At 50.2% G+C, this 23,884-nt stretch carries 14 protein-coding genes, 1 tRNA gene and 1 pseudogene; 7 read left to right on the top strand and 9 right to left on the bottom strand.

Features of this window, described 5'->3' with window-relative positions; all coding sequences use genetic code 11:
• Positions 1 to 5: 5 nt before the first annotated feature.
• Together yjiA and ACRAWE_RS19095 are read left to right on the top strand one after the other, a co-directional pair.
• Positions 6 to 968, top strand: coding sequence for a GTPase (yjiA, locus tag ACRAWE_RS19100; protein ID WP_432525752.1), 963 nt, complete (start codon positions 6 to 8; stop codon positions 966 to 968).
• Between the two features lie 225 nt (positions 969 to 1,193).
• A complete protein-coding gene (locus ACRAWE_RS19095) occupies positions 1,194 to 1,943 on the top strand; it encodes a hypothetical protein (protein ID WP_342139837.1) in 750 nt (249 codons plus the stop codon).
• Positions 1,944 to 2,097: 154 nt separating this feature from the next.
• On the opposite strand, the gene ACRAWE_RS19090 is transcribed toward ACRAWE_RS19095, so the two are convergent.
• Positions 2,098 to 3,120, bottom strand: a complete 1,023-nt coding sequence (locus tag ACRAWE_RS19090; RefSeq protein ID WP_432525751.1) for a LacI family DNA-binding transcriptional regulator — start codon at positions 3,118 to 3,120, stop codon at positions 2,098 to 2,100.
• Positions 3,121 to 3,404: 284 nt separating this feature from the next.
• On the opposite strand from ACRAWE_RS19090, the gene ascF reads away from it, so the two are divergent.
• Complete coding sequence (gene ascF, locus ACRAWE_RS19085; RefSeq protein WP_432525750.1) at positions 3,405 to 4,847, top strand: PTS cellobiose/arbutin/salicin transporter subunit IIBC; 1,443 nt, start codon at positions 3,405 to 3,407, stop codon at positions 4,845 to 4,847.
• 16 nt (positions 4,848 to 4,863) lie between these two features.
• Entirely contained in the window at positions 4,864 to 6,294 is a 1,431-nt protein-coding gene (locus tag ACRAWE_RS19080) for a 6-phospho-beta-glucosidase (protein WP_432525749.1), read from the top strand.
• 130 nt (positions 6,295 to 6,424) lie between these two features.
• Here ACRAWE_RS19080 and ACRAWE_RS19075 read toward each other — a convergent pair whose 3' ends face one another.
• Positions 6,425 to 7,237, bottom strand: a complete 813-nt coding sequence (locus ACRAWE_RS19075; RefSeq protein ID WP_432525747.1) for an HNH endonuclease — start codon at positions 7,235 to 7,237, stop codon at positions 6,425 to 6,427.
• Between the two features lie 313 nt (positions 7,238 to 7,550).
• Here ACRAWE_RS19075 and ACRAWE_RS19070 point away from each other — a divergent pair.
• A pseudogene (locus ACRAWE_RS19070) lies at positions 7,551 to 7,631 on the top strand (ash family protein); the annotation flags it as partial.
• 54 nt (positions 7,632 to 7,685) lie between these two features.
• Positions 7,686 to 7,994, top strand: a complete 309-nt coding sequence (locus ACRAWE_RS19065) for a hypothetical protein (protein ID WP_162997457.1) — start codon at positions 7,686 to 7,688, stop codon at positions 7,992 to 7,994.
• Between the two features lie 274 nt (positions 7,995 to 8,268).
• On the opposite strand, the gene ACRAWE_RS19060 is transcribed toward ACRAWE_RS19065, so the two are convergent.
• From ACRAWE_RS19060 to ACRAWE_RS19045, 4 genes are read right to left on the bottom strand one after another with little or no spacing between them, the layout of a single operon-like run.
• Entirely contained in the window at positions 8,269 to 14,112 is a 5,844-nt protein-coding gene (locus ACRAWE_RS19060; RefSeq protein WP_432525746.1) for a DEAD/DEAH box helicase, read from the bottom strand.
• 19 nt (positions 14,113 to 14,131) lie between these two features.
• Complete coding sequence (locus ACRAWE_RS19055) at positions 14,132 to 16,222, bottom strand: hypothetical protein (RefSeq protein WP_432525745.1); 2,091 nt, start codon at positions 16,220 to 16,222, stop codon at positions 14,132 to 14,134.
• Between the two features lie 15 nt (positions 16,223 to 16,237).
• Complete coding sequence (locus ACRAWE_RS19050; RefSeq protein WP_122004244.1) at positions 16,238 to 18,796, bottom strand: hypothetical protein; 2,559 nt, start codon at positions 18,794 to 18,796, stop codon at positions 16,238 to 16,240.
• On the bottom strand, positions 18,793 to 20,028 hold the full coding sequence (locus ACRAWE_RS19045) for a DNA cytosine methyltransferase (RefSeq protein WP_122004245.1): 1,236 nt from the start codon (positions 20,026 to 20,028) through the stop codon (positions 18,793 to 18,795). The genes ACRAWE_RS19050 and ACRAWE_RS19045 overlap by 4 nt, the downstream gene beginning before the upstream one ends.
• Before the next feature lie 277 nt (positions 20,029 to 20,305).
• On the opposite strand from ACRAWE_RS19045, the gene ACRAWE_RS19040 reads away from it, so the two are divergent.
• Complete coding sequence (locus ACRAWE_RS19040) at positions 20,306 to 21,307, top strand: DUF4917 family protein (RefSeq protein WP_432525744.1); 1,002 nt, start codon at positions 20,306 to 20,308, stop codon at positions 21,305 to 21,307.
• A gap of 168 nt (positions 21,308 to 21,475) precedes the next feature.
• Here the strand turns inward: ACRAWE_RS19040 and ACRAWE_RS19035 are convergent, their stop codons facing one another.
• The 3 genes from ACRAWE_RS19035 to ACRAWE_RS19025 form a co-directional block, all read right to left on the bottom strand.
• On the bottom strand, positions 21,476 to 21,664 hold the full coding sequence (locus ACRAWE_RS19035) for a hypothetical protein (RefSeq protein ID WP_197775757.1): 189 nt from the start codon (positions 21,662 to 21,664) through the stop codon (positions 21,476 to 21,478).
• A gap of 214 nt (positions 21,665 to 21,878) precedes the next feature.
• A tRNA-Leu gene (locus tag ACRAWE_RS19030) sits at positions 21,879 to 21,963 on the bottom strand.
• 1,076 nt (positions 21,964 to 23,039) lie between these two features.
• On the bottom strand, positions 23,040 to 23,756 hold the full coding sequence (locus ACRAWE_RS19025) for an autoinducer binding domain-containing protein (RefSeq protein WP_021504209.1): 717 nt from the start codon (positions 23,754 to 23,756) through the stop codon (positions 23,040 to 23,042).
• Positions 23,757 to 23,884: the final 128 nt, after the last annotated feature.

Genomic DNA, 23,884 nt, shown 5'->3' with positions numbered 1-23,884 from the left:
CCCGTATGAAACCCATTGCAGTCACCATCCTGACCGGCTTTTTGGGCGCCGGCAAAACCACCCTGCTGCGCCACATCCTGAACGCCGAACACGGCTATAAAATCGCGGTCATCGAGAACGAGTTCGGCGAAGTGCCGATCGACAACGCGCTGATCGGCGATCGCGCCAGCCGCATCACCACGTTGAGCAACGGCTGCATCTGCTGCAGCAAGTCCAACGAACTGGCAGACGCGCTGCTGGATCTGCTGGACGGCGTCGACAGCGGCCAGCTGGCGTTCGACCGGCTGATCATCGAATGCACCGGCATGGCCGATCCCGGCCCGATTACCCAGACCTTTTTCTCGCACGAGATCCTGTGCGAGCGCTTCCTGCTGGACGGCATCATCACCCTGGTGGACGCGGCACACGCCGAGCAGCAGCTGAGCCAGTTCAGCATCGCCCAGGCGCAGGTGGGTTACGCCGACCGCCTTCTGCTGACCAAAACCGACGTGGCGCCGGACTGCGAGGCGCTGATCCAGCGACTGCAGCGGATGAACGCCCGCGCGCCGGTCTACCAGGTGACGCACGGCGACATCGATCTGAGCGTGCTGTTCGACATCGAAGGCTTTACGCTGAACGACAAGCTCAACCTGACGCCGCCCGCCCCGCTGTTCCGCCGCATCCCACAGCCGCAGAGCGACATCCGCTCGATCGTAGTGACGCTGGAGCGCCCGCTGCCGCTGATGCAAATCTCCGAAGTAATGGAAGGCCTGCTGCTGGAATACGCCGATAACCTGCTGCGCTACAAAGGCATTCTGTCTATCGAAGACGAGCCGCGCCGCCTGCTATTCCAGGGCGTGCAGCGGCTGTATAACGCCGACTGGGATCGGGAGTGGCTGCCTGAGGAAGAGCGCAAGAGCACCTTGGTATTTATTGGTGTGGATCTGCCGGAGGAAGAGATTCGGGGCAGGATTGGGGGGTTGGGGTAATTAGTACTGTAAATCGAATGATAAAAGGATGGGTTTCCACTCATCCTCTTTGACAAATTAACTATGAAAGAGATTATAGCATTGAATTTAGTTTAAACTCAGAAAGCAAACATCAAACTTCAATTAAAAATCGATGATGACCGGCATTTCAACGTTGTTAAATTCATTATCCATGATACTATCATAGGTTAAACAACTCATTACTATAAAGTATAAGGAAGTGAAATGTTTCGAATCAATCAATTGTTATCAATTATTAAATCATTTTCCCCCTACAAGCCCCCACCAGCAAAAAGTAAAATTAGTAAAATCGTTAGCAAAATAACCCGCTGGTTATTTATCACCAGCTGTGTTTCTTTTTTTCTCACAATGTTAATTTGGCTTCCCAGTCTGCTTTCAAATGAAACAACCAATATAAGAACAGAAAAAATTGGTACCTTAGTAAGTATTGAACAATTGCTTGCTATTTTATGCGTGATATCAGGGCATCTGGCAATAATAATATCAATCACCAATGAAGCTTTTAATTTAAAAAACTGGAAAAAAGAAGAAATCAATAACCTAATAGCAGAAATAGACTACGACCAAGAATATGCAAAAAAATTGGCGCCTTATGAGGTAGATGAGTTAAATCATCTGTCTTTTTGGTTAAATAAAAAATCATCAAGAATTTCAAAAAGGATAAGTGCTTTTTTCGGGGAGAAAACAGCAGTTATATCTATGTTCGGGCTTATTTATACATACATAAAAGAAACAGGAGTCATTGATAAGTTACTAAACAATAACTCAATAACAAATCGAAACCACGGATACTCAGATGACATAACCATTTATGCACTGGCCATCTTACTTGGTTTATCACTTGGGGCAATGTTCTTAAAGAAAATCGCAGACCATTATAATTATTTATTAGAAATAGTAGATCTTGCAATCAAGCTGAAAACTCATCAATGCGCTAAAACAGATAAAAAATAGAATTAACAGGAAACTTAATTAAAATTATAAAAACCAAATTATAAATATGTGTATTTAATAGCATGAGCTACCCTCGGTATGCTCCAAAGGCAGATTAACATTCCGATGTGCGTTTATTTCAACATGGTGGAGTGCTCGATTATAAAATAACTCATTATACATCCCCCCAATACGGCCCCGCCGCCACCGACTCGCGCTCGATCAGGCTGGCCGGGAAGCTGGGGCGCTTGCTCAGTTCGCCGCCGTCCAGCATCGACAGCAGGCGGTTGACGGTCTCCTGGATCATCTCGGTGACCGGCATCTTCATGCTCGACAGCGACGGCACGGTATAGGGCGCCAATGGGATGTCGTCGAAGCCGATGACCGATACCGCCTCCGGCACCGCCACGCCGCGCTCCGCCAGCCGCTTCATCGCGCCGATGGCCATTTCGTCGTTGCCGGCGACGATGGCGCTGAACGGCTGCCCGCCGGCCAGCAGCGCATCGACCGCCGCCACGCCGCTTTGCGCGTGCCATTTCCCCTCGACGATCAACGCCTCATTAACCGCAATGCCCTGCTGCGCCAGCGCGGATTTATAGCCGGAAAGACGCTCCAGCCCGGTAGGGGAATCGAGCGAGCCGGTGATAAAGGCGATGTCGCGATGCCCGCGCGCGATCAGGTGCGCCACCGCCGCCGCGCCGGCGGCGTGCTGATCGCTGAAGATGCAGTAGCTGTCGTTCCGCCGCAGCCGCCGGTTGATCACCAGAATCGGCTGGCGGTGTTGGGAGACGATCTCGTCCATTTCCGCGATCGACAGAAAACGCGGGTAGATGATCACCCCGTCGCAGCGCAGATCCAGCAAAAACTGAATGGCGGCCCGCTCCTCTTCGGCAGTGTGCTTGCCGTCCGCCAGGATCAGTTGGCGGCCGTTCGCCTCCATGATGCGCGCCGACTGCGCCATCAGTTCGCTGAAATAGTTGCCGCTGTAGAGGGTGTTGGTGACCACCAGGCCGAGGGTTTGGGTGGTGTTGGTCGCCAGGCTGCGCGCCAGCAGGTTGGGCCGATAGCCGGTTTCCGCGATGGCTTTTTCCACCAACGCGCGTTTCTCCTCGCTGACATAGCCGCTGCCGGACAAAACGCGCGACACCGTCGCCTTTGAAACGCCGGCCTTTTTCGCCACCTCGAGTATCGTTGCCATCTGTGCGCCGCCAAAATCCATGGGTTCAGCGCAGTCTACCCAAGACGCCCGGCGTTTGGAACGTTTTCACGCCCCTGCACATCGGTGCGCACTTATCCCTGACGTTCCAGATCACGAAAACGCAACGCCAAAAACCATAGTTCTTGCCAACAACAAAACACCAATACATGATTTTGTGAAACCGGTTTCTTATGGGCGTTTCATACGGATGGAACGACGGATCGCCCAGGCAGTAAATATTCGCCTTTAGGCTATCCGAATTGCTATCTGAGAGACGACACGCCATGCCGAAGAACTACGCAGAGATTTCGCACACCATCGTGGCCGCCCTGGGCGGCGCGGGCAATATCGAGGCCGTGACCCACTGCATGACCCGCCTGAGATTCGTGGTGAAAGACAAAACGCGGATCGACACACCGGCGCTGAAGGCCATCGACGGCGTGCTGGGCGTGGTGCACAGCGGCGAGCAGTGCCAGGTGATCATCGGCAACGAGGTGGCCAAGGCCTATCAGGCGGTGCTGGCGCTCGGCATGCCGGGCGCGGCGGCCCCCGCCGCCCCGGTAAAACGCCAGCTCACCCTGAAGGGCATCGGCGCCGGCATTCTCGACGCGCTGGTGGGCACCATGTCGCCCCTGATCCCCGCCATCATCGGCGGCTCGATGGTGAAGCTGCTGGCGATGATCCTGGATATGGCCGGGGTATTCGAGAAAGGCTCCTCGACCCTCGTCATCCTCAACGTGATCGGCGACGGCGCGTTCTTCTTCCTGCCGGTGATGGTCGCCGCCTCGGCGGCGCTGAAGTTCAAAACCAACATGTCATTGGCGATCGCCATCGCCGGGGTGCTGGTGCATCCCAACTTTATCGATCTGATGGCCAAGGCGGCGCAGGGCCAGGCGGTGGAATTCGCCTTCATCCCGGTGACGGCGGTGAAATACACCTACACGGTGATCCCGGCGCTGGTGATGACCTGGATCCTGTCGCACATCGAACGCGGGGTGGATCGCATCACCCCGGCGGTGACCAAGAACTTCCTCAAGCCGATGCTGATCGTGCTGATCGCCGCGCCGATCGCCATTCTGCTTATCGGGCCGCTCGGCATCTGGATCGGCAGCGGCATCTCTGCGCTGGTGTACACCGTGCACGGCTACCTGGGCTGGCTTTCCGTGGCCATTATGGGGGCGATTTGGCCGCTGCTGGTGATCACCGGCATGCACCGGGTCTTCACCCCGACCATCATCCAGACCATCGCCGAGACCGGCAAAGAGGGCATGGTGATGCCTTCGGAGATCGGCGCCAACCTGTCGCTGGGCGGCGCTTCGCTGGCGGTGGCGCTGAAAACCAAGAACCGCGAACTGCGCCAGACCGCGCTGGCCGCCGCGGCCTCCGCCATCGTGGCGGGGATTTCCGAACCGGCACTGTACGGCGTGGCGGTGCGCCTGAAACGGCCGCTGATCGCCAGCCTGATCAGCGGCTTCGTCTGCGGTGCGGTCGCCGGCATCGGCGGGCTGGCCAGCCATTCGATGGCCTCGCCCGGGCTGTTCACCAGCGTGCAGTTCTTCGATCCGGCCAACCCGATGAGCATCGTATGGGTGGTGGCGGTGATGGCGCTCTCGGTGGTGCTGTCGTTCGCGCTCACGCTGATGCTGGGCTTCGAGGATCTGCCGGAAAACGCCGCCGCGCCCGGCCAAACCGCACCGGCGGCGAACGCCGCCAGCGCAACGCAATGAGACACCAGAGGATTGCATGTCCGATTCAACATTCCCTAAAGGATTTTTATGGGGCGGCGCTTTGGCCGCCAACCAGGCGGAAGGCGGCTATCGCGAGGGCGGCAAAGGGCTGACCACCGTCGATATGCTCCCGCACGGCACCAACCGCATGGCGGTCAAACTCGGGCTGGAGAAGCGCTTTAGCCTGCGCGACGACGAGTTTTATCCCAGCCACGACGCCATCGATTTCTACCACCGCTACCGCGACGACATCGCGCTGATGGCGGAGATGGGCTTTACCGTGTTCCGCACCTCCATCGCCTGGAGCCGGATTTACCCCAACGGCGACGAGCTGACGCCCAACCCCGAAGGCATCGCCTTCTACCGCAGCCTGTTCGAAGAGTGCCGCCAATACGGCATCGAGCCGCTGGTGACCCTGTGCCATTTCGACGTGCCGATGCACCTGGTGACCGAATACGGCTCCTGGCGCAGCCGTAGGATGGTGGAGTTCTTCACCCGCTACGCCCGCACCTGCTTCGAAGCCTTCGACGGGCTGGTGAAATACTGGCTCACCTTCAACGAGATCAACATCCTGCTGCACAGCCCGTTCTCCGGCGCGGGGCTGGTGTTTGAAGCGGGCGAAAACCCCGAACAGGTGAAATACCAGGCCGCGCACCACGAACTGGTGGCCAGCGCGCTGGCGACGCGCATCGCCCACGAAGTGAACCCCGGCAACCAAGTGGGCTGCATGCTGGCCGGCGGCAACTTCTACCCGTGGTCCAGCAAGCCGGAAGACGTGTGGGCCGCGCTGGAGAAAGACCGCGAGAACCTGTTCTTTATCGACGTGCAGGCGCGCGGCGCTTACCCCTCCTACGCTACCCGCGTCTTCCGCGAGAAAGGCGTCAGCATCGCAATGGCGCCAGAAGACGCCGACATCCTGAAGCACACCGTCGACTTCGTCTCCTTCAGCTACTACGCCTCGCGCTGCGCCTCCGCCGACATGAACGACCACAACAGCAGCGCCGCCAACGTGGTGAAATCGCTGGCGAACCCGCACCTGCCGCGCAGCGACTGGGGCTGGGGCATCGATCCGCTGGGGCTGCGCATCACCATGAACATGATGTACGACCGCTACCAAAAGCCGCTGTTCCTGGTGGAAAACGGCCTGGGCGCGCACGACGAGTTCAATGCAGCAGGCGAGATTGAGGACGACTACCGCATCAGCTACCTGCGCGAACACATCCGCGCCATGGCCGACGCCATCGCCGACGGCGTGCCGGTGCTGGGTTACACCACCTGGGGCTGCATCGACCTGGTGGCGGCCTCGACCGGCGAAATGAGCAAGCGCTACGGCTTTGTCTACGTCGACCGCGACGACCAGGGCAACGGCACCCTCGCCCGCACCCGCAAGAAATCGTTCTGGTGGTATAAAAAGGTGATCGCCAGCAATGGGGGGGATTTGGGGTAGGTTGGGTTTGTAAGTTCATTGAATAAGGCTGCAGATTTGCAGCCTTATTGATTTGGCGGGAAGTTGGCTCTAGTGTTTTGAGACAGAATGATCGCTCAACCTTGGCACAGATTACGTCGTAAGCTCAGACTCACCCCTTCTGCTGCTGGATCATTTCTTTGAGTTCATCAATAGAGAGGGTTCTATCTTTTTTACGATGGATGATACTGTGGCAATTAGCGCAGACCGGCACCAAATCTGTAGCTGGATTAACGGGTTTCTCACCGCCAAGCTCCGAGACCGGCAACAAATGATGGATGTGGATAAATCCCTCTGCATACTCACCATAAAATGCCTTGAAGTTGAAACCGCAGACGCAACATGTAGTGCCATGTAATTTCACTGCTTGGTTCTTTAACAGTGGCTTACGTTCGTATTTGGTCGTGAAGTAGCTGATTTTTGCACCTTCAAGATGGGTTGCTTCGGACTCAAAACTGTCGTTGTAATCCCCTTCCTCTTCCACCGCCTTCTCTTCCGGCACTACTACTGCACTAAGCTCTGCATGCTCTACTATCGTTTTAAATATTTCTTCGGTTATGAGACGTACACCATCGTACCAGTAGTTTGATTCGCGATTAGAAGGAATAGACTCAAAGTAGTTTTCACCCTTCTTTGCCAACACGGCCTCAGTGAATGGCTGAAAGTCAGTCACCACAGCATATAAATCGCCACGTTTTGCATTGGGGTCCGAATAGACACTGCCAATGGTAGCTATCGCAAAATAATGTGGTTTATCAGAAAGCCGCAGCGGCCGGTAACTCCTGTCCTTAATCTGGCCTTTGTAGTAGACCACGCGAGTTCCGGGTATGAGCATTTTTGCGTAACGCTTAGGGAAGTGATACTCCATACCGGGCTTATCATTCCATTTGGATTTGTCCATCTCTGCAATTACGGCATACAGCATACGAATACTCACAGAAAAAAAATAATCTTAATGAATATATCGTAACCTATCGACATTGCAAATGTTTTAACGGATTTCCATTGATTAAGATATTGAGACCATAGATAAATGGGGTATAGAAATTAATTACTGCGATCTCTATTCCAATATTGGCAGTAACTACCTGTAAATTTAGACAGGCTATTTTATCGCCAATGGCACAACGATATAATTTTCCTCGCTGCAACAAAATTCGTAGCCGGAGTTAGCGTTCCGAACACATACACTAAGCAGCATTATGTATATAATGCTGGGGCCTTGAACATCCAGAATTATGGTGGCCCAGGCGGAGGCTTCGCAAGAAGCGCCGGTTTCCTTAGTGTCCGGTAACGCTAACTCCGTTTGGGCTACCACCATGGGTTTAGCGTCTCATGTGGTAGCAGCGCACCACACTAAGGAGAACAGCCACATGGAAAACATTTTCACATCAGAACCCGCCACTAACACCATCACTCTCTACCGCGAACTGTTCAGCCAACTCGATCTTCATGAACTTACTTCCACACAGCTTCTCGACCTTGCTGCACTTTCAGCGGAACATGCGGAAGGTCTTTGCCATGGGCTGATGCTGTTCGATGATCTGCTGCAAAGGAGCCCTCAGCCCGATGACACCCAGTGGGCACAACTGAATCACTACCTCAATGCTATAGCTCACTTGGTGCCCGCCCTGTGCAACCTTTATGGCCGCGCACTGCGGCAGATGGAGTGCCAGAACTGATAAGGCAAAAAATAAATAATAAGAACGGTATTAGTTTTTTGCCGTTCTTATCACTCCGGCAAATCTAATAGTTCTGGCTTACATATAACTATAAACACATTCACCAAGGTAATAATTTTCTCCCCAGCCTGGCATAGTTAACGCATTCGATAACTCGATGAGTTAACTGCTGGATAACCTCACTATGTTATGCCGTGGCTTAAAAGCGCTTTCGTATTAAAAGCGCCTTCGACTAAAAACACCAACCAGTAACAACAAACGCTATTGCGATATTTTAACTCCGCTTAAGGTTCACCAGCGCACGCAGCGGTCGTCTTTCCAGTTCAAACGTATCAATGAATAGTAGTGGCGACTCCCCGCCAGCCAATCCAAAAGAGTCAATCAGAGCATCACGTTCGGCATCTCTCCATTGCCATAAAGGATGCGTTACGGCCGCTCTCCAAAGTTCTTTCCCATCCTGTATTTCGATAAGAACAGGTAACGAATACTCTTTTGACAATTTGATCGTTGCTGGTCGTAACGCCTCGACGTCTTCCGCTAACTCAAACGCTCTTTTTCGCCATCCTTTCATCTCTGGCTGACTCCAGTCGGCGGCGTTCAGACCACATGCGAATTCGGGCATAACCATCGCCCGTAAATAGGCCATACCTAAACGCCAGTCCAGCAAGCCGTGATACCGACGGTTGCCATAGCGCTGTATGCACTTGTAACAGGCCGTTTGACATTGAGCAGGATGAGCCTTCTTCAGAAAGTCAACCATTGGCCAGACGCACTTATCTTCCAGAATCTCATGCAATAATGTGACGATCAAAGGCGGACCGCCAGCGATGGCTGGCTCGGCAAGTCGTCTGCATAACCCTGAACCATTGATCAACGCGTCGGCGATTTGCAAGATGGGTTTACCAAGATGCAGTCGGGGTTCAAGCATTTCGAATTCATCTGGCGAAACATCCAGATAGAGCGCTGCCTTATGCGTCAATATCTGGGTCGCGCTAATAGCAGCAGCACGCGTAGGCAAATTCATGTACTCGCCGTATCTGGCGACCATGTCCAGATTAAGGCGCGCATCGAATTTAGTTAATTCGATATGAAGCGATTCTGTCTCTTTGCTTGATACAAGCCCAAAACTTTTTTTCTTGCCGCTACATTGCCAGCGCGGGTTATTGTGCGACTCCAACCAACCTGAATCGATAGCCTGTTCACCTTTAACTGACGGACAATAAGTAGAAAAGGGCATTGGTGCTTTTAGATCATTTACCAGGTCAATAGTAAATCGTTCACCTTCCTTTTCTCCATTAATGTGGCCATCATTGAGGCGAAGAATGGTCACTTCGCCGCGTCGTACAGTGAAAGAGTCGCATTTTGTTGGAACACCCTCATGCAAAACTGTCGCCGTGGTTTTCAACGACATACGGATAAAACTATCCATATCGTCTTTGGGTTTGAAATCCGTGCGAAAAGCTGCTGGCGTGATATAAAGCCTGAATTCTTCAGGACTGATCGGCGTTCGGCAATCCTCGCAATTAATGTCGTTGTCAGGTTTATGTAGCTCCAGCTTGGCGGAACCGCATGCAGGGCAAATTGCTACATGGCTGCACGACTCCTGCCATGAGCCTACCACCGAAAGATCCGATATTCGGTTGTTCTGGATCTGTGGTTCCTGGTAATTTCCTGTGAAGCCTATTACCTCATGCTTTTTCTTATCCTTGATCAAGACAGAACCAGGAGCATACTCGAAAACTGCGAGGTCAAGATCGCGATCCATCGTCGACCATTCGTATTCTTCTTGAGCGTTTATACCTTTTGTTTTACGTAATCCCAAATAAAGGTTTCGTACCCGCGTCGGCATTCCATACATCGGCAGTTTACCGTGTTCGGCCAGGAAACGTGCAAGCCCCATATCGTCTTCAGGGACGTAAAGTTTCAGTTTATCGATTTCATCAATTATGCCTTCCGCATTTAATGCGGAATAAAGACGTCGTTTTTGCTCTGGATCGAACGTTGCTGCCTCAATAAAGCGATCATGTATATTCTGAGTTGTTTTCAACGCTCCCAGCAATCGTTCAGCCCAATTCTTTTCATCGCTATGATAGTAATCATACGTAGAAACATATTCACCATGAATATCAGGCGGAATGAGTTTATCTCCAGGGAAAGTTGTTCCATTTTTATAATCCTCTTCGCGTAAAAGATTAAATGCAGCTCTAAGCCATACTTTCCGCATGAGTCTTAATGGAATGGCGTCGTGATCTACCGCCAGGAAAGGCGGCGGCGGCGAATCGCCGGTGATTGCATGAGGATGAGCAAAATAGTATGCATCATGAGTACGCCCACGACAAAATGTGATAACAAAAGAAAAAGCTTGGCCGCGTCGCCCAGCTCGACCGACGCGCTGCTGGTAGTTAAAGCGCTGAGGGGGCATGTTGGCCTGATAAACCGACTGAAGTGAACCGATATCAATTCCGACTTCCATTGTCGTGGTAACGGCAAGCATATCTATTTCCGCATCTAGCTTTTCAAGTTCACTCATCTTATCGACGAAAATCCCCTTGAACTTACGTAGACGATCGGAGAAATCATCCGTCTGCCCGGTCAATTCTTCAACATTCAGCCGAAAACGTTTAACTCCGTCTCGCTCTCCGCGTGCAATGCGTTTTCCAAGAAAATTTTCCTCCCACAACGTTTCAACAACTCCGCTGGGTTCGATATTAAGTGGGGTTAAACAGCGAGTACAATTTTTAAACCCTAAATGTAAGTGAATTCGTCCACATTTTCCGCATTGCCAGTAATTATCACCTGGTTTACTTATTTTGAGGAACAACTTACCGATATTTATTCGCCCTGCCTTATGCTCAAGCAAAGAAAATTGCTTCAAGATATTCGTTAAACCATCTTGATATCGGCCATCACCGAATAAAACTCTGGCCACGCGCTTAACCTTCTCTTTTTCGACATGGCTTCCTTCATACCAATCACGAGTACGGGTAGAGTCAAAATATTTATTATCCGTAACTCGATAAGCACTTGAAAATACTCTTAACCATGCATCTAATTCTGGCGAATCGTCTTTATCGGATATACATGGATATGCCAATCCAGTCTCTTCCAGCGCGAAGAATGTATTAGCAAAGATAACATCATCTATCAGCTCAAACTGATCTCCTGAGATTTTTGTTTTTATCTTCATTTTTTCATGAGAAGAAAGGGTTTCGCTATATTTAATATCCTTACCTTTCTTGATGAAATTAGAGTACCAAACGTTGCTATCATTCTCATCTGAACTAGAGCGATATTTGTAGGGTGATATTCCCAGTCCAACCAGTTCAGATGTAATTCTTCCGATTGAATCACCTTCAGATTCTAATAGTCTGTCTATTTTTATACGTTTATACTTACAAAGATTGGCAACCGCCCCTTGATGATTTCTGAGAGCATATAGCCGACCGTATTCATCATCATCACTAGCCAGCATGGCTTTGTTCATTTTATCGTTAATAATATCTTCTGATATGTAACTTTTTTCAGCTTCTTCAAGCATCGCTCTGGCTGCTGCTACCAATATTTCCCTGCGCAGATCGCGCAAGTGCAAACGTTCAATCTCCAGCGCCATCGAAGCCGCATCCTGTCGGCTGTCTGAGAAAACAATACTCTTTGCTTCCGCACCGATCGCATGCAGTAATTCAAATAGCTCCGTAGCTACCAGTTGGGATGATTTCGTCACACCAGTACGGAATGCACGAATGGGCGTTCTGGAACGATTGCTGGCAGGTCGACTGGAATAGTCAATGCCGCAATTAGGACAGCAGAAAGGTTGCGCAGAAGGTTTCTTCGCAGGCTCACCTTTTTTAGGTTTAACCGAATTCTGGAAATAGAGATACCCGCGAACTGTGTCAGTATTCGGCGTCGATATTTCCTCCCCAGTGGTCACAATGCCTGTAACAGGATTAAGCGCCGCTTTTTCCCAGACATCCCAACCTTTTTCGCAACCTACCGGAGGCCGGCCGGCTATATCGACAGGCCAGAAAACCGCAAACTCCTCTAGCGTCATATCATCGTAATATTCAGCACCAGGGCGTTCGGGAAGACTTTCCAAATTGGTCGCCGAAGGTAATAATTCGATGGTTTTACCGTGATTCTGTCCCTTCTGACCGCCGATCAGTAACTCACCGCACGCTTCACAATACAGCATTTCGAACAAACGGCGACCACGTTTTCCGTCTGGAGTTGATGGCGCATGCGACAAGCCTCGTTCCAGACAAAAATCGGAGAATTTCGCCTTTTGCTCTCCCGGCGATACTGAGGCGAAGAAACCCTCAATATTTCTGACGAATGTATGCACGCGAAAAGCTGGAGTGACGTTGGCAGGTTTCTCGCAATCTATCCCAGATTCCGGTAGCGCGCGTAACAGCATTAACCCGCGCAATGCTAATTCCAATTCATCTTGATTACCCGTGTCTTCCTTAATAAAAATCTTATCAATGATTAACCCCGGCGGCATCGCTCGCGGCGACTCGCTGCCTTCTTCTATGCAAGCATTGGTCAGCAGCGCAGCTGCTTTTTCCGCTGCTTGTTTAATGCCTTGCATGCCATTTTGCGCTTTCACGCCCAGAGCCAAGAAGACATTAGACAAAGCCTGATTAAGCACGTCCGTCATGTTCAGATTACGAACGACGTTTTCCTGCCCCTCAAGGGCAACCCGCATCAATGCGGCGAAAGGCCACACGGCGATTTTTCCTTCAGGTTTTAGTGGTATATATGGTTTTCCCTGAATAACGCAATTACGCCAGAAGTCAGGCTTATCGCTACCGGGATCCAGAGAGTCACGGCAAGTACCAAAGGGGGCAAAGAGATCCCGAAGGTATTTCCGTGATTGTTCTCCATCCGCACCATCCATCGGAAGGGATGCAGACGACGCCAGCAAACGCAGTTTGTAACGATGTTTCGGGTCATCAAGCCCGAGTCTGATAATCAGCGACTTAATCAACATTGCGGTTTCGGTTCCAGCAGAACCACGCATTAAATGCAGCTCGTCGAATACCAGATAGAAGTACGCATCGTTGTTATTCATCAGCCATTCACGCGTAGCATCAAAAATACCGTCTTCAACTTCTCGCGAAAGCATAGCCCCTAGCATTGAGGCGTTAGTGACGAGAACGTCAGGCGGGGCTGCCTGCATATCCCAGCGAGAAACCATTTCCCCACCGTCTGTCGAAGGAAATATATATCGGGTCTTTTCCGAAACGTTTCCTTTTTCTTCGTCGAATGCACGCGCAGCCTGCTGATCGCTATCAATTCGCTTCAACGCCTTACGTAATTTTTCAAGATTACGGGCACGGCGACTTTTTTCCGATTTGACTCCAGAAATACGAGGATGACTGGCGTAGCCGGTAACCGGTGTTGCGCTGGTATATTGCCCGAAGAAGATCCGATTTCCTGCGAAGTGATGCTCCATCACCTGCCGTGCGTCATCTGAATCCAACGTTTTACGTAAACGCGCCATTTGATCTTCAACCAGAGCGTTCATTGGGTAAAGCACCAGCGCCCTGACTGCAGCCTGACGTTTTTCTCCTTCACGACGAGAAACCCAGCTTGTTTTTTCGCCGTTCCACCATCGATTTTGCAGATAACCGTCGTAAGGTGCGGCCCAGCTGGCAGCCTCATTCGATAGTGCTGCCAGTATAGGCAACATAAAACTTTCCGTTTTTCCCGAACCTGTTCCCGATGTAACAATACCGGGGCAACCAGGAGAAAGACCTCGCTCCAGCATTTGAATCTGGTGGCTATATGGCGCATGGACTGAACGACGCGGCCAGACCTCATCACCAGGTTTCGCATCGAACAGACCAGATAACGCTAATTCAGCGAACGCCTTACGGCCTTTATGAGACAAACTATTCAGCGGCCCACCGTCCATTTCGGCAAGAACTTCTAGCGTTTTATCAGAAGATTCATACCGTAAAACAGGTTCAATGTATGGCTCTGCGGCAAATTCTCCGCTACTGTTCAACAGATTGCGTCTTGATGCCGCGACGGAAGGATCGGCAATTCGGAAGTTGGTTTCTATATATGAAATGAAGAAGTCCTGAATGCGGCGAAAACCGCCAATCGGATCTAACATGATTTCCTTCTCCTATAATTTATTTGGCGTACATATCGTTATTCTGTAAATCGGCATATAAATCGATTAAATACTTCTGATATATGGCTTTGTTTTTATCATCAAGAGGCGCGAATTCATGTGCAGTTCTCATCGCCCGTAGGGTATTTGCCAGATCCAGACGTCCAGCTGACATTTCATCCGCGATAGCGAGTTTGTCTGGGAGCGAACCTTCTGATGCAGGGCCAGGATCCAGCTCGCTATGATTTTCTAAAGAAAGATGTAAAGGAGACAGCGCAATCGCATCCCGAATGACGACGTTTTCCATCCGCAGGCGAAGATGTTTTTCCTTTATTTTCACCGCTTCTTCACAATCTTCGTTTTCAATGGTGCCGCAAATCAGAAAGCGTCGGGGAAAATCGCCGCCGTCTAATCGATCTTTCAGCGCTGGCAACCAGAAACGCGCAGCGGAACATTCCACACGTTCAATGACGGCGAGGATCGTTCGGGAGTGAGAAGCCTCGCTCAACAATAAACCCTGATAAAGCGGCGTAGCCATATTATTTCCCGCACGAACCCAAAGATCTTCACAGGAAATTATCGTCGGATCGGCAACCAGCCGGATGGAGCGGCCCGAAGAAATCAGCGATTCGGCAATAGCAAGGAAGTCTTGTGTTTCCGGTCCATATAGCAACGGACACTCGCCAGCCAACATCAACGCCAAAAATTGCGTCATCAGTATCTTTCCATCGGGCGTCAGCAACTTGTTCTTTCTAACGGTATGACCGAATTCTTCGCAGGATACGACTCTCGCTTGCGCCGGGAGGCGTACTTCGGGGATTGCTGAGTAAGCCATACGACGAGCCTTCTCAGCAATAGCGATATCCATTTTCTTGAGTTCATTTTTCGCCTGGGCAGTACGACCTTCGACATCTGTTAAAGACGCCAAACACACTTCACGTTCGCAGGTCAGGGAGGCCAGTATCTGATGCTGATTTTCGTTCTGAGCATATAAATCAGCGCTGGTGTCTTTCAGACGGCTAATTTCGCTTTCGAGATGTGCTTTTTCCTGTTTGAGCGTTCGTTCTATATCCGCTTGTTTTTCTGCGAAATCAATCTGCAATTTTTCTTCTTCGAGCTGGCGTAATTGTACGATCTCTTCTTCGATCTCGCTTTTCCTTGTCTTCTTCAAAACGGCCATTTCCGTTTCAATAGCTTCACGACGTCGCAGTCGTTCAGCTGAAAACTCTTTATCAAGCGCCTGATGCTGTTCGGCGCGCAACGCGACTCGCTCTTCTTCCGCAATGTTTTGTATCTGATGCTCGAGAAGGTAGGCAATCTGCTGGTCCTTCAACACTGATTCGGTAAACTGACGAGCCAGCGAATCCTCTTCCTCCAGTTTCTTAGCCAACTCTCCTGCCCGGAGCGTTTGAGCGGCAGCCAGCAGAGCATCGACGCCGGAAGTTAATTTTCCATTTTGCTCATTTGTGTGCACTCGGAGCCATGAAGCGATTTCGGCTGTCAAACCAGCGCAGGAAAGATGTTGAATAACGTTTTCGATGTACTGCTTATCCGGCGTCCAATCATGGATCCGAGCAGGTGATGCATCGACATCGGGCATATAAAATGACTTTCCACTTCCAGATATGCCGGATACGGAAATCACACTACCTTCATGGAAATCATATTCATAAACGTTCTGGCTTTTGGAAAGAATCAAATATCCTGATTTCGACTCAGCCATATTCGCCAGAATCAGACCATCCGGCCCAAAACGGATAGCCCATAATCCTGGTTCGCCATCTGTCGTTATGCCATTGAAAATCAATTGGCGACGCACTTCCAATAACGACTGGCCGGAAGATAAATCATAATAAGGATAAATACGGCGGGCATGTTTCGCCTGAGCTCTGTTGCGTATGCCGGGTCCAACATGAAAAGCAGCCCATTCATCCTTACGAAGTTGCAAAGCGTCAGTCTCGTTAAACTCAACTTCTCCCGTACGAGGGAACAATTTCTTAGGGTTTTCGATCGTGCGCCAACCAACAGGCGTTTCCTGCACGATAACTTTGAGATAAGACTGATAATTTCTGCGATCAAATTGACCAAGATACAAAGGGATTTTGCTCATCTTTAATTTTCCTTATCATCCCAGCGTCAGCGTTAGCCGACCGTTTCGCCAAATCGTACGTATTTTTCCGCCGGAATGACGGCTGGCGGAAACTAAGCGGTTAATATCACCCTCACCATGTGGAAAGAGGGAATTGAAGCATCCCGGAAGCAGCGATTCTAACCAGCGGAATGAGGCGTCATCGACAGGATAAGCATAACCGGAGTCCACCGGACCTCCGTTTCTGAGCGTGTGACGCCGTATTCCCGTGGCCAGCGCATCGGGTAGGCCGCAATCATTAATAAGGCATATCAGATGATTTTTGGCGACGCGTTCAAACACGGGTTCCCGGTTTTTCGCGCCAGCGGTGATAATAGCGGCAGTTCGGGAAAGAAAATGCATCGTTTTTCGCCCGGAAATCACCCGATAGATATCATGATCTCGCCCGCCAGGATGAATATGAAGTGACAGAGACACTGATTCTTTCTCTAGGGAGCCATCCTGCTGAAATATTCCCGAACGCCAGTTCCAGACTGCCGCTGGCTCGTGTAGTTCAGCGGTGCGTTCCGTCGTGACAAGTGAAAGCGGTGTTGTATTGGATGACGATGGGGCTTCGATAAGCGGCCATCCCAGACGCTGAGATAACGCAACAGGATTAGCGAGTACGGCTCCAAATACAGGGGGCGACCAGAAGCTTATGCCACGACGACGGAAACTTTCTCCGCCCAGCCCGGCAACCGCTTTTTGAAAATCATCCATCAGACTGGCGCAGACAGCACCTTCCACAACAACCAGAGAATTTTCTCCGTTGCAAATATGAAGCAACGAGGGTTTAACCAGCGTCCATGCCCGACCTTTCCACCCAGGACGTAGGCGTGGCTGGATCAGACCCGCATGATGTAAACAACGAATCAAATGCCACACGTTGATGTTGTCGGCCACATGCCTGAGAAGAGCAAATAATTCAGCTTCTTCCCAGCCGCTAGCTCCGCTGGCGTAAATCGCCTCTAGAAGATGATCGCAGCATACTTCGTTATCTTCCCACTGCAACAGTTCTTCGAAATTAAACGTCGGAGCCTGTAGAGCAGACATCGACCAGTCATAAAGCGGTTCAAATCGGTATCTTGCGCTTTCGCCCAAAGTCGGGTGTGGTACGGCGCGGGTGAAAAAGCGCGCACGACGCCTCCACGGCGGCATTTTTTCCCCCACTTCAAGCACCGGCTCGATAAAGAACTCACCACTAAGCGGCCCAGTAGAAATCAAACGGCCATCTATTACAGAAACATTGGTTCCCGCTCCATCATTTCCAGATGCATATATTTTGTAGCTTCGCGTATCTGACTCAACAGAAGGCAAAAACGCCGGTAATCCCAGCCATCCGCCAGGTACGCGTATTCCACCGTATAGTTGAGGGCGAGTAACGTCATCATCTTGAATACCCAAAGAGGATCTTAGTGAGCGGAATATATCCATCGCTGAAACCTGGTTCAGCGGCTGGGTCGTTAAAACCCACTCATCCTCTGCAATATACCCGTTGAGGCGTTTGCTCATCTGTACAGAATGTTTACTGGATAAGGCGATATGAAACCGTTGCGAATATACGTCAGGAGACGATTTCGCTCTCCAGCGCCCATTTCCGATCTCATAAAAAAATAATAATCCGGCCTGCGTCGCTTTCCCCAGATTTTCGCTGTTCTCAGCGTAGTGGGCGCTAAGGGCTTTGGATAACGTAGGATGAAAAACGCTTTCTCCTCTCTCGTCCGCGCTACTGAAATAACACCGCGAACCGTCGAAGTCGACATACATATCAATGATGGACTGATGCGTCGTTATACAGGACGATATCCCGACCGCCCGTTGACGCAGGCGCCAGAAAGGCATATCAAACAGTGCGCGACGCCCCAACAACCACGCATCTCTGAATTCGGCGAAAGCCTCCTTCAGCGCATGAGAAACGCTTTGTCTCTGAATAACAATCTGAAAGTATTCTATTAACTGGCGTGGGCTAGCGGCGGCTTGCGGATGGCTTTCAAGACATTCACTCATCAGGCGCAGATCGGCTCTATTCGGGAATGCCAACCGCAAGGTGTGACCGATCTGAACCCAGCCATCCCGCGGCGGCAAGACAAGGCGCCTGTAGGGTTCGCCTTCCTGAATACGTTGATTCAGCCATTCGGCTAATGCCTCCCACATCGCGTTGACGCCAGATAAGTTCTGAAAGCTATGCCCGGTTCCTAACCAGTTCTGTAACTTCAGACGAAAATCATTACGTTCTTCCTGTGCGTCGAATTGACTACTAATAAGCAAAGTCATGACAAGATACGTAAAATATCCGGGCGATCGACGAGTCGACTTTTCCATCATACCGCCTTCAAGGCGCTGCGGCAGATCTCGTATTTTAGACATACAGGTTCGAAATGCTTCTTCAATTTCATCCGCGGTAATGCCCCTGTCAGCGAACGCTGCCGCAAGCGTCACCGGCGTAACTTCAAACCAGCGAATATCTTGCGCGTCGCCGTCAGCACCGAACCGGAGAAAATAATCGATCAGTTTACTTTCCCAACCATCGGGCGTAACGAGCGACGTCCAGTTCATTCGCGAATATCCTCCATCTGTTGGGTATTAATTCGGACTGCCATCGCGAGTGGCTCTAGAATGCGTTCGGCCAGAAAACTAACAGAAGGAACGGCAAGGCCATCGCCGATCACTTTAAACGCAGAATGATACGCCACTGGGAGAATAAAATCGTCCGGCAACCCCATTAACGCCGCCGCTTCTTTGACCGACAACAAGCGCGTTTTCACCTGCTCGCCTTTGACAACGATAATACGAGGACGAGAAGCTCCGCCTTTTGGCGTTCTAAGACAACCAAGAACGGCTGAGAACGTAATTTCAGTCCGTTGCCTGTTGACGCCTTTTTCTTTGCGCATGCGTAAATAAAGGCTGCCAGTTTTTGCCGTACCGGATGCCTGCGCGCTCGCTAGACGCGCCAAGTTCGCCGGTGCCATCATACTGATAAGCCGTTGTGTTTCATCGACAGAATGCCATTGCGCATTTTCGTCTTCAAAATCGATTAAGTCGTCCAACTCCTTCGTTCTGGCGTCTGGTATATTGCCAGGCGACCACCAGATCCAGTCATTACGAACATCATCCGCCAGTGCATCGCAGGCGCGAAGAAGCGAAGGTGAATGCCATTGCGACAAAGGTTCTTCTGAAACCAAAATTTCGGGAATAGAAACATGGCGACTAATAGCCATAAGAAATACACGGGGCCTGGACTGTGGAAGAAAGTGCTTTGCATCAATGATTATTGCGCCATATCGGTAGCCCGTTTTACTTAACTGATGGCATATCGCAGCGAAATGGCTCCCCTGATCCAGCGTCAACAACCCAAGAACATTTTCAAGAACAAGAATCGGCGGTTTACGGTTTTCCTCGCCGAGCCTGCTTATCAAATCGAGGAACGGCCATACCGCGCCGGACCGCGTGGTTTCATCGCCGCTGGAGTCTCTTTCGCCGATCCCCAGTCCATTACCGGCCAACGATAAATCCTGGCAAGGGAATGAGGCCCAGCTTAAATCAGCATGGTGTGGCAGGTCATCAGGGTTAATTTCGCGTATATCGCGCATGTCGAAATGTTCATCTCCCCAGTTGTCGATGTAGGTCGATGCTTTTATCGGGTCCATGTCGTTGGCGAACAGACATTGCCACTGTTTTCCCAGCCCAGCTCTGGCCATACCGCCGCCCGCGAAAAACTCATAGAAACTGAACCCCGCCTCGCAAGGCTCCGTTAAATGATTGTTATCCGTGACAGTTTCAACGCTCATTATTTGACCATAAAATAATATTACTGAATCGGAGCATCACTCTACTTCCTGAAAAGATAATGTTAACTAGGTAGTTTATAAAATCATGAAGATAATATCCATATGAATAAATGTACGCACTTAAGCCGAAAAGTTTATAATCCAATTGAAAACAAAGATATTTTTCCTTCATCAAATTATGGCTATTGAAACGAGGAAGAAAAAGTGCAAATAGTCGGCACCTTCGCTGTAAAATGTCTTTTATTTAAAATACTCACTACTGGAGCTGATACCTAAAATGTCGTTTACCATTTCCCCTTGGTCTGAGCTAGCACCACGATACGATGGAACCATTTTACTGGGCAACGGTGCAAGCATCGCCGTCAGTCCTCGTTTTGCGTATGGATCCCTACTTGAATACGTCACGCAAAGAGAGAGTCTGGAGGAAGATGTACGCAGGCTTTTTGGCTTTTTTAAAACGAAAGATTTTGAACTTATTCTGCGTATCGTTTGGCAGGCATCTAACGTCAATAAATCTTTAGAAATTGAGGATGCCCGTACCCATGATGCCTATCTCCGAATCCGCGAATGCCTTATTCAGGCTGTACGAGATGTGCATCCTGAGCATGATGAAGTTAATGAACAACTGCCATATATTTACGAATTTCTGAAAAGATTCAATACTGTTATTTCACTTAACTATGACCTGATCGTTTACTGGACAATGACATATGGCCTGGATATCAATGATCAACACCGATTTAAGGATTGCTTTCTTAAAAGAGGTCTTTTTGAACAGGATTGGCAACGGTTAAGAGGGAGGCTTATAAATGAAAAATCTAATACGCTTGTTTTTTATCCGCATGGCAGCCTTATATTGTGTCGAAATCGTATCGAACAGGAGAGTAAAATTCATATTCAGAACACGGGGTTGCTTGAATCTATTTTGGAACGTTGGCAAAGCGAGGAAGTCGTTCCGCTGTTTGTGAGCGAAGGAACGTATGAACAGAAAGTTAATTCGATTCATAGCAGTTTTTATCTTTCAACGATTTACCGTGAAGTTCTCGCTGAACAGCGTGAAAATCTTGTGATTCTAGGTTGGGGAATGGGCGAGCATGATGTACATCTACTAAAACGAATGGCTAGGGCGGGCATAAAGCGAGTCGCGGTATCTGTTTTTAGAGGAGATCAGGCATATTGCAATAGAGCAAACCAATTGATCAAAGAAAATCTTGGGAAAAATATTATGATAGAGTTTTTCGACAGTGAAAGCCCGGGCTGTTGGAATCAGCGGCCATAAAATTTGACACAGGGGTTCTAACTGGTAACAGTGTAAGGACGTAACTAAGGCGGAACATTACCAGTCTGCGTTCCTTTATAGATTTAAGTAGAATAAAATTTTAATTTTTCCATTGGATAGTTCATTAATTCGTTGGGCTGTCGCCACAACCGTAGACATTATCTGTCCTCACAACGAGGCCTGTTCGAAGGCCTCATGGCTCATCGCCGTGTACTGATTCTGCAACCCAAACGGCAGGTAGCTGTCGCAGTGAACCAACACACTCTGATAGAAAATGGTGCTGCCAAACACCGAACGCGCCAGATTGACTTCGCCCGGCGTTAACGCCCGTGTGATCCCTTCCTGTTGTGGCTCCATCCTGGAACTCCTTGATCCGAAAGAGTTCAATGAAACGTCATTTTAACCTTTAAGGTCAATCAGATAGGTCTTAGGAAAGCATCAGGAAGATCCGGTTTTTAATGAAATAGGAAATACGTCAATACAGAGTGAAAATAGGCAGGTAGTGGTGGCGGGCAGATTCCAAGCACAAAAAAACCACCTTTCGGTGGCTTCTTGTTCGCACGGTACTTAATGGTGCCGAAGGCCGGACTCGAACCGGCACGTATCTCTACGGTTGATTTTGAATCAACTGCGTCTACCGATTTCGCCACTTCGGCACTGAAGTAGTATGCGGAAAACGGGTGAATTATACCTTCCCGCGACCAGCACGCAACACTTATCCGTTGTTCAATGAGTTAAGTGTCGAAAAAACCGCCGCAACGCGCGTTTGCACGCCCCCTCTTCCCGCTGTGCGCCCTTCCCAACCACGTTGATGATGAGCATACTGCATTGCAACGAGCATCCTGGCTCAGTCACCACGCTCACACGATGTCGTCCGATGCCAGGTTCCAGCATCGTTGCACAGAGCAATGATGGCTCCTGTGCCGTACGTCACTCACTCCCACCAGCCAGAACCGCTCGCCCAACTGGCGAAACAGGTTCAGGAGCCCGGTACGCCGCAGGCCGCAACCGCCTCCCCCATCACTACTGCCTCACCCAGCGCCTGGCAAAAACAATATAATCCCCAGCCGCAATGACAATGCTGCAAATAATTTCATACTCATGTGTCAGCCAATAAAGAATGAGGTTGCGTAACATTCCGAGAACACTATTTTTTCATTGGTAAATATCAGGCGGGAAATATAAATAGAGGAATAACGCCATCAAAAAAGAGACGTTATTTTTAGCTGGATGGGCTTCGGACTAAAAACACCAAGAAATAGCGTGCATACGTAACAAAATAGCAACTCAAGGCGTAAAAACCAGCTGAGAACACTTGCCTCTGCGGAGTTAATAGCTTTAAGATGGTGCAAGAAAATTTTCCCTGGTGTTGGCCAATATTGGCAACCTGGCCCTACGCGGTCAGGTTTTTTTTTGTATTTTTTATCAAAACATTACCGGGAAAGTGTATCGCCTTACGGGGTGAGAAACCAGTTAGACTAAAGTACAGCCCCTTACTAGACCTTTATAAGTTCAGTGTGGTGATTATTTCATATCGCAGAGATCGGAGCCGATACGCTATTGCGGCCTTCACGTTAATCGCCACGCGGCCAACTCAATACCGATTTAACGCCCGTCATTTCCCGAATCGAAAGACGCTGTTCGCCAGCCGATATTTTCTCCATTTAGACGTATCCCGGCTGATGAGTTCTGCGCAGTCGTTGCCTCAGTATTCCACAGGCTAGCTAGCCCATCACTCCACCGGTTTAATCAGCCGCAGCTCCATCCCCAGGCGCACGGCATGTCGGGCATTCGTGACCCCCAACTTTTTGACGACGTTGGACATATGAAACTTGATGGTGCCGGTCTTTATGCCCAGGATCATCGCCGTTTCCTGGTAGGTTTTACCCACGCTGGCCCAATAGAGGATCTCGTTTTCCCTGTCGGTAAAGCGGGCGTTTCTCTCCAGGGCTGCGGCGTTTTTTGCTGTCAGTGGGGACAGCGCCAGATAGGACTCATGGATTGAGGCCAGCAATACCGAAATATCACCTTTACGATCGGTGAGCGCCTGAATGGCTTCCGTTTTCTGTTCCGCATTGAAGGCAAAGGAAAGCGTGACGAGGTTGTCGTTGTAATCGTGCAGCACGAAGGTATAGCCGTGCGTCACGCCAAACTCGCGGGCCTGTTCGAACAGTTCGGGAAAGTGCAGCCCTGCGTCGGCCATGATTTGCTCGTCCCAGGCGAACGGGGTCAGGCGGTTGCGGGCGGTAAGCACTACCGGATCAATGTACTGCAACCCCTGCTCTTGATACTTTTTTACCCATTCACTCGGGTAGTTGGTGACGCCAAAGATGCAGGCAATGTCTTTTTTGGATAGCACCACATACGCCCACAGGAGATCGCCCAACTCCCCTAGTGCCGTTTCCAGGCGCTTGCCGATAATGTTGCTGAGATTATATTCATCTTCCATTGGCTGCCTGCTCCCTCTCCCTGCATTGCCGCTGAGGTGACTATAGCACGACAAAAACCGCAGGCGGGGGCATGCCACACCAACAAAAAAGGCGCGGCCCCGCGGCCACGCCTTTCTCCACTACCGCT

This window comes from Serratia sp. BFP-2025 (assembly GCF_050880365.1).
GTDB lineage: Bacteria > Pseudomonadota > Gammaproteobacteria > Enterobacterales > Enterobacteriaceae > Serratia > Serratia surfactantfaciens.
The sequence above is the reverse complement of the archived record's forward strand: the minus strand, read 5'-3'. Positions and strand labels throughout refer to the sequence as shown.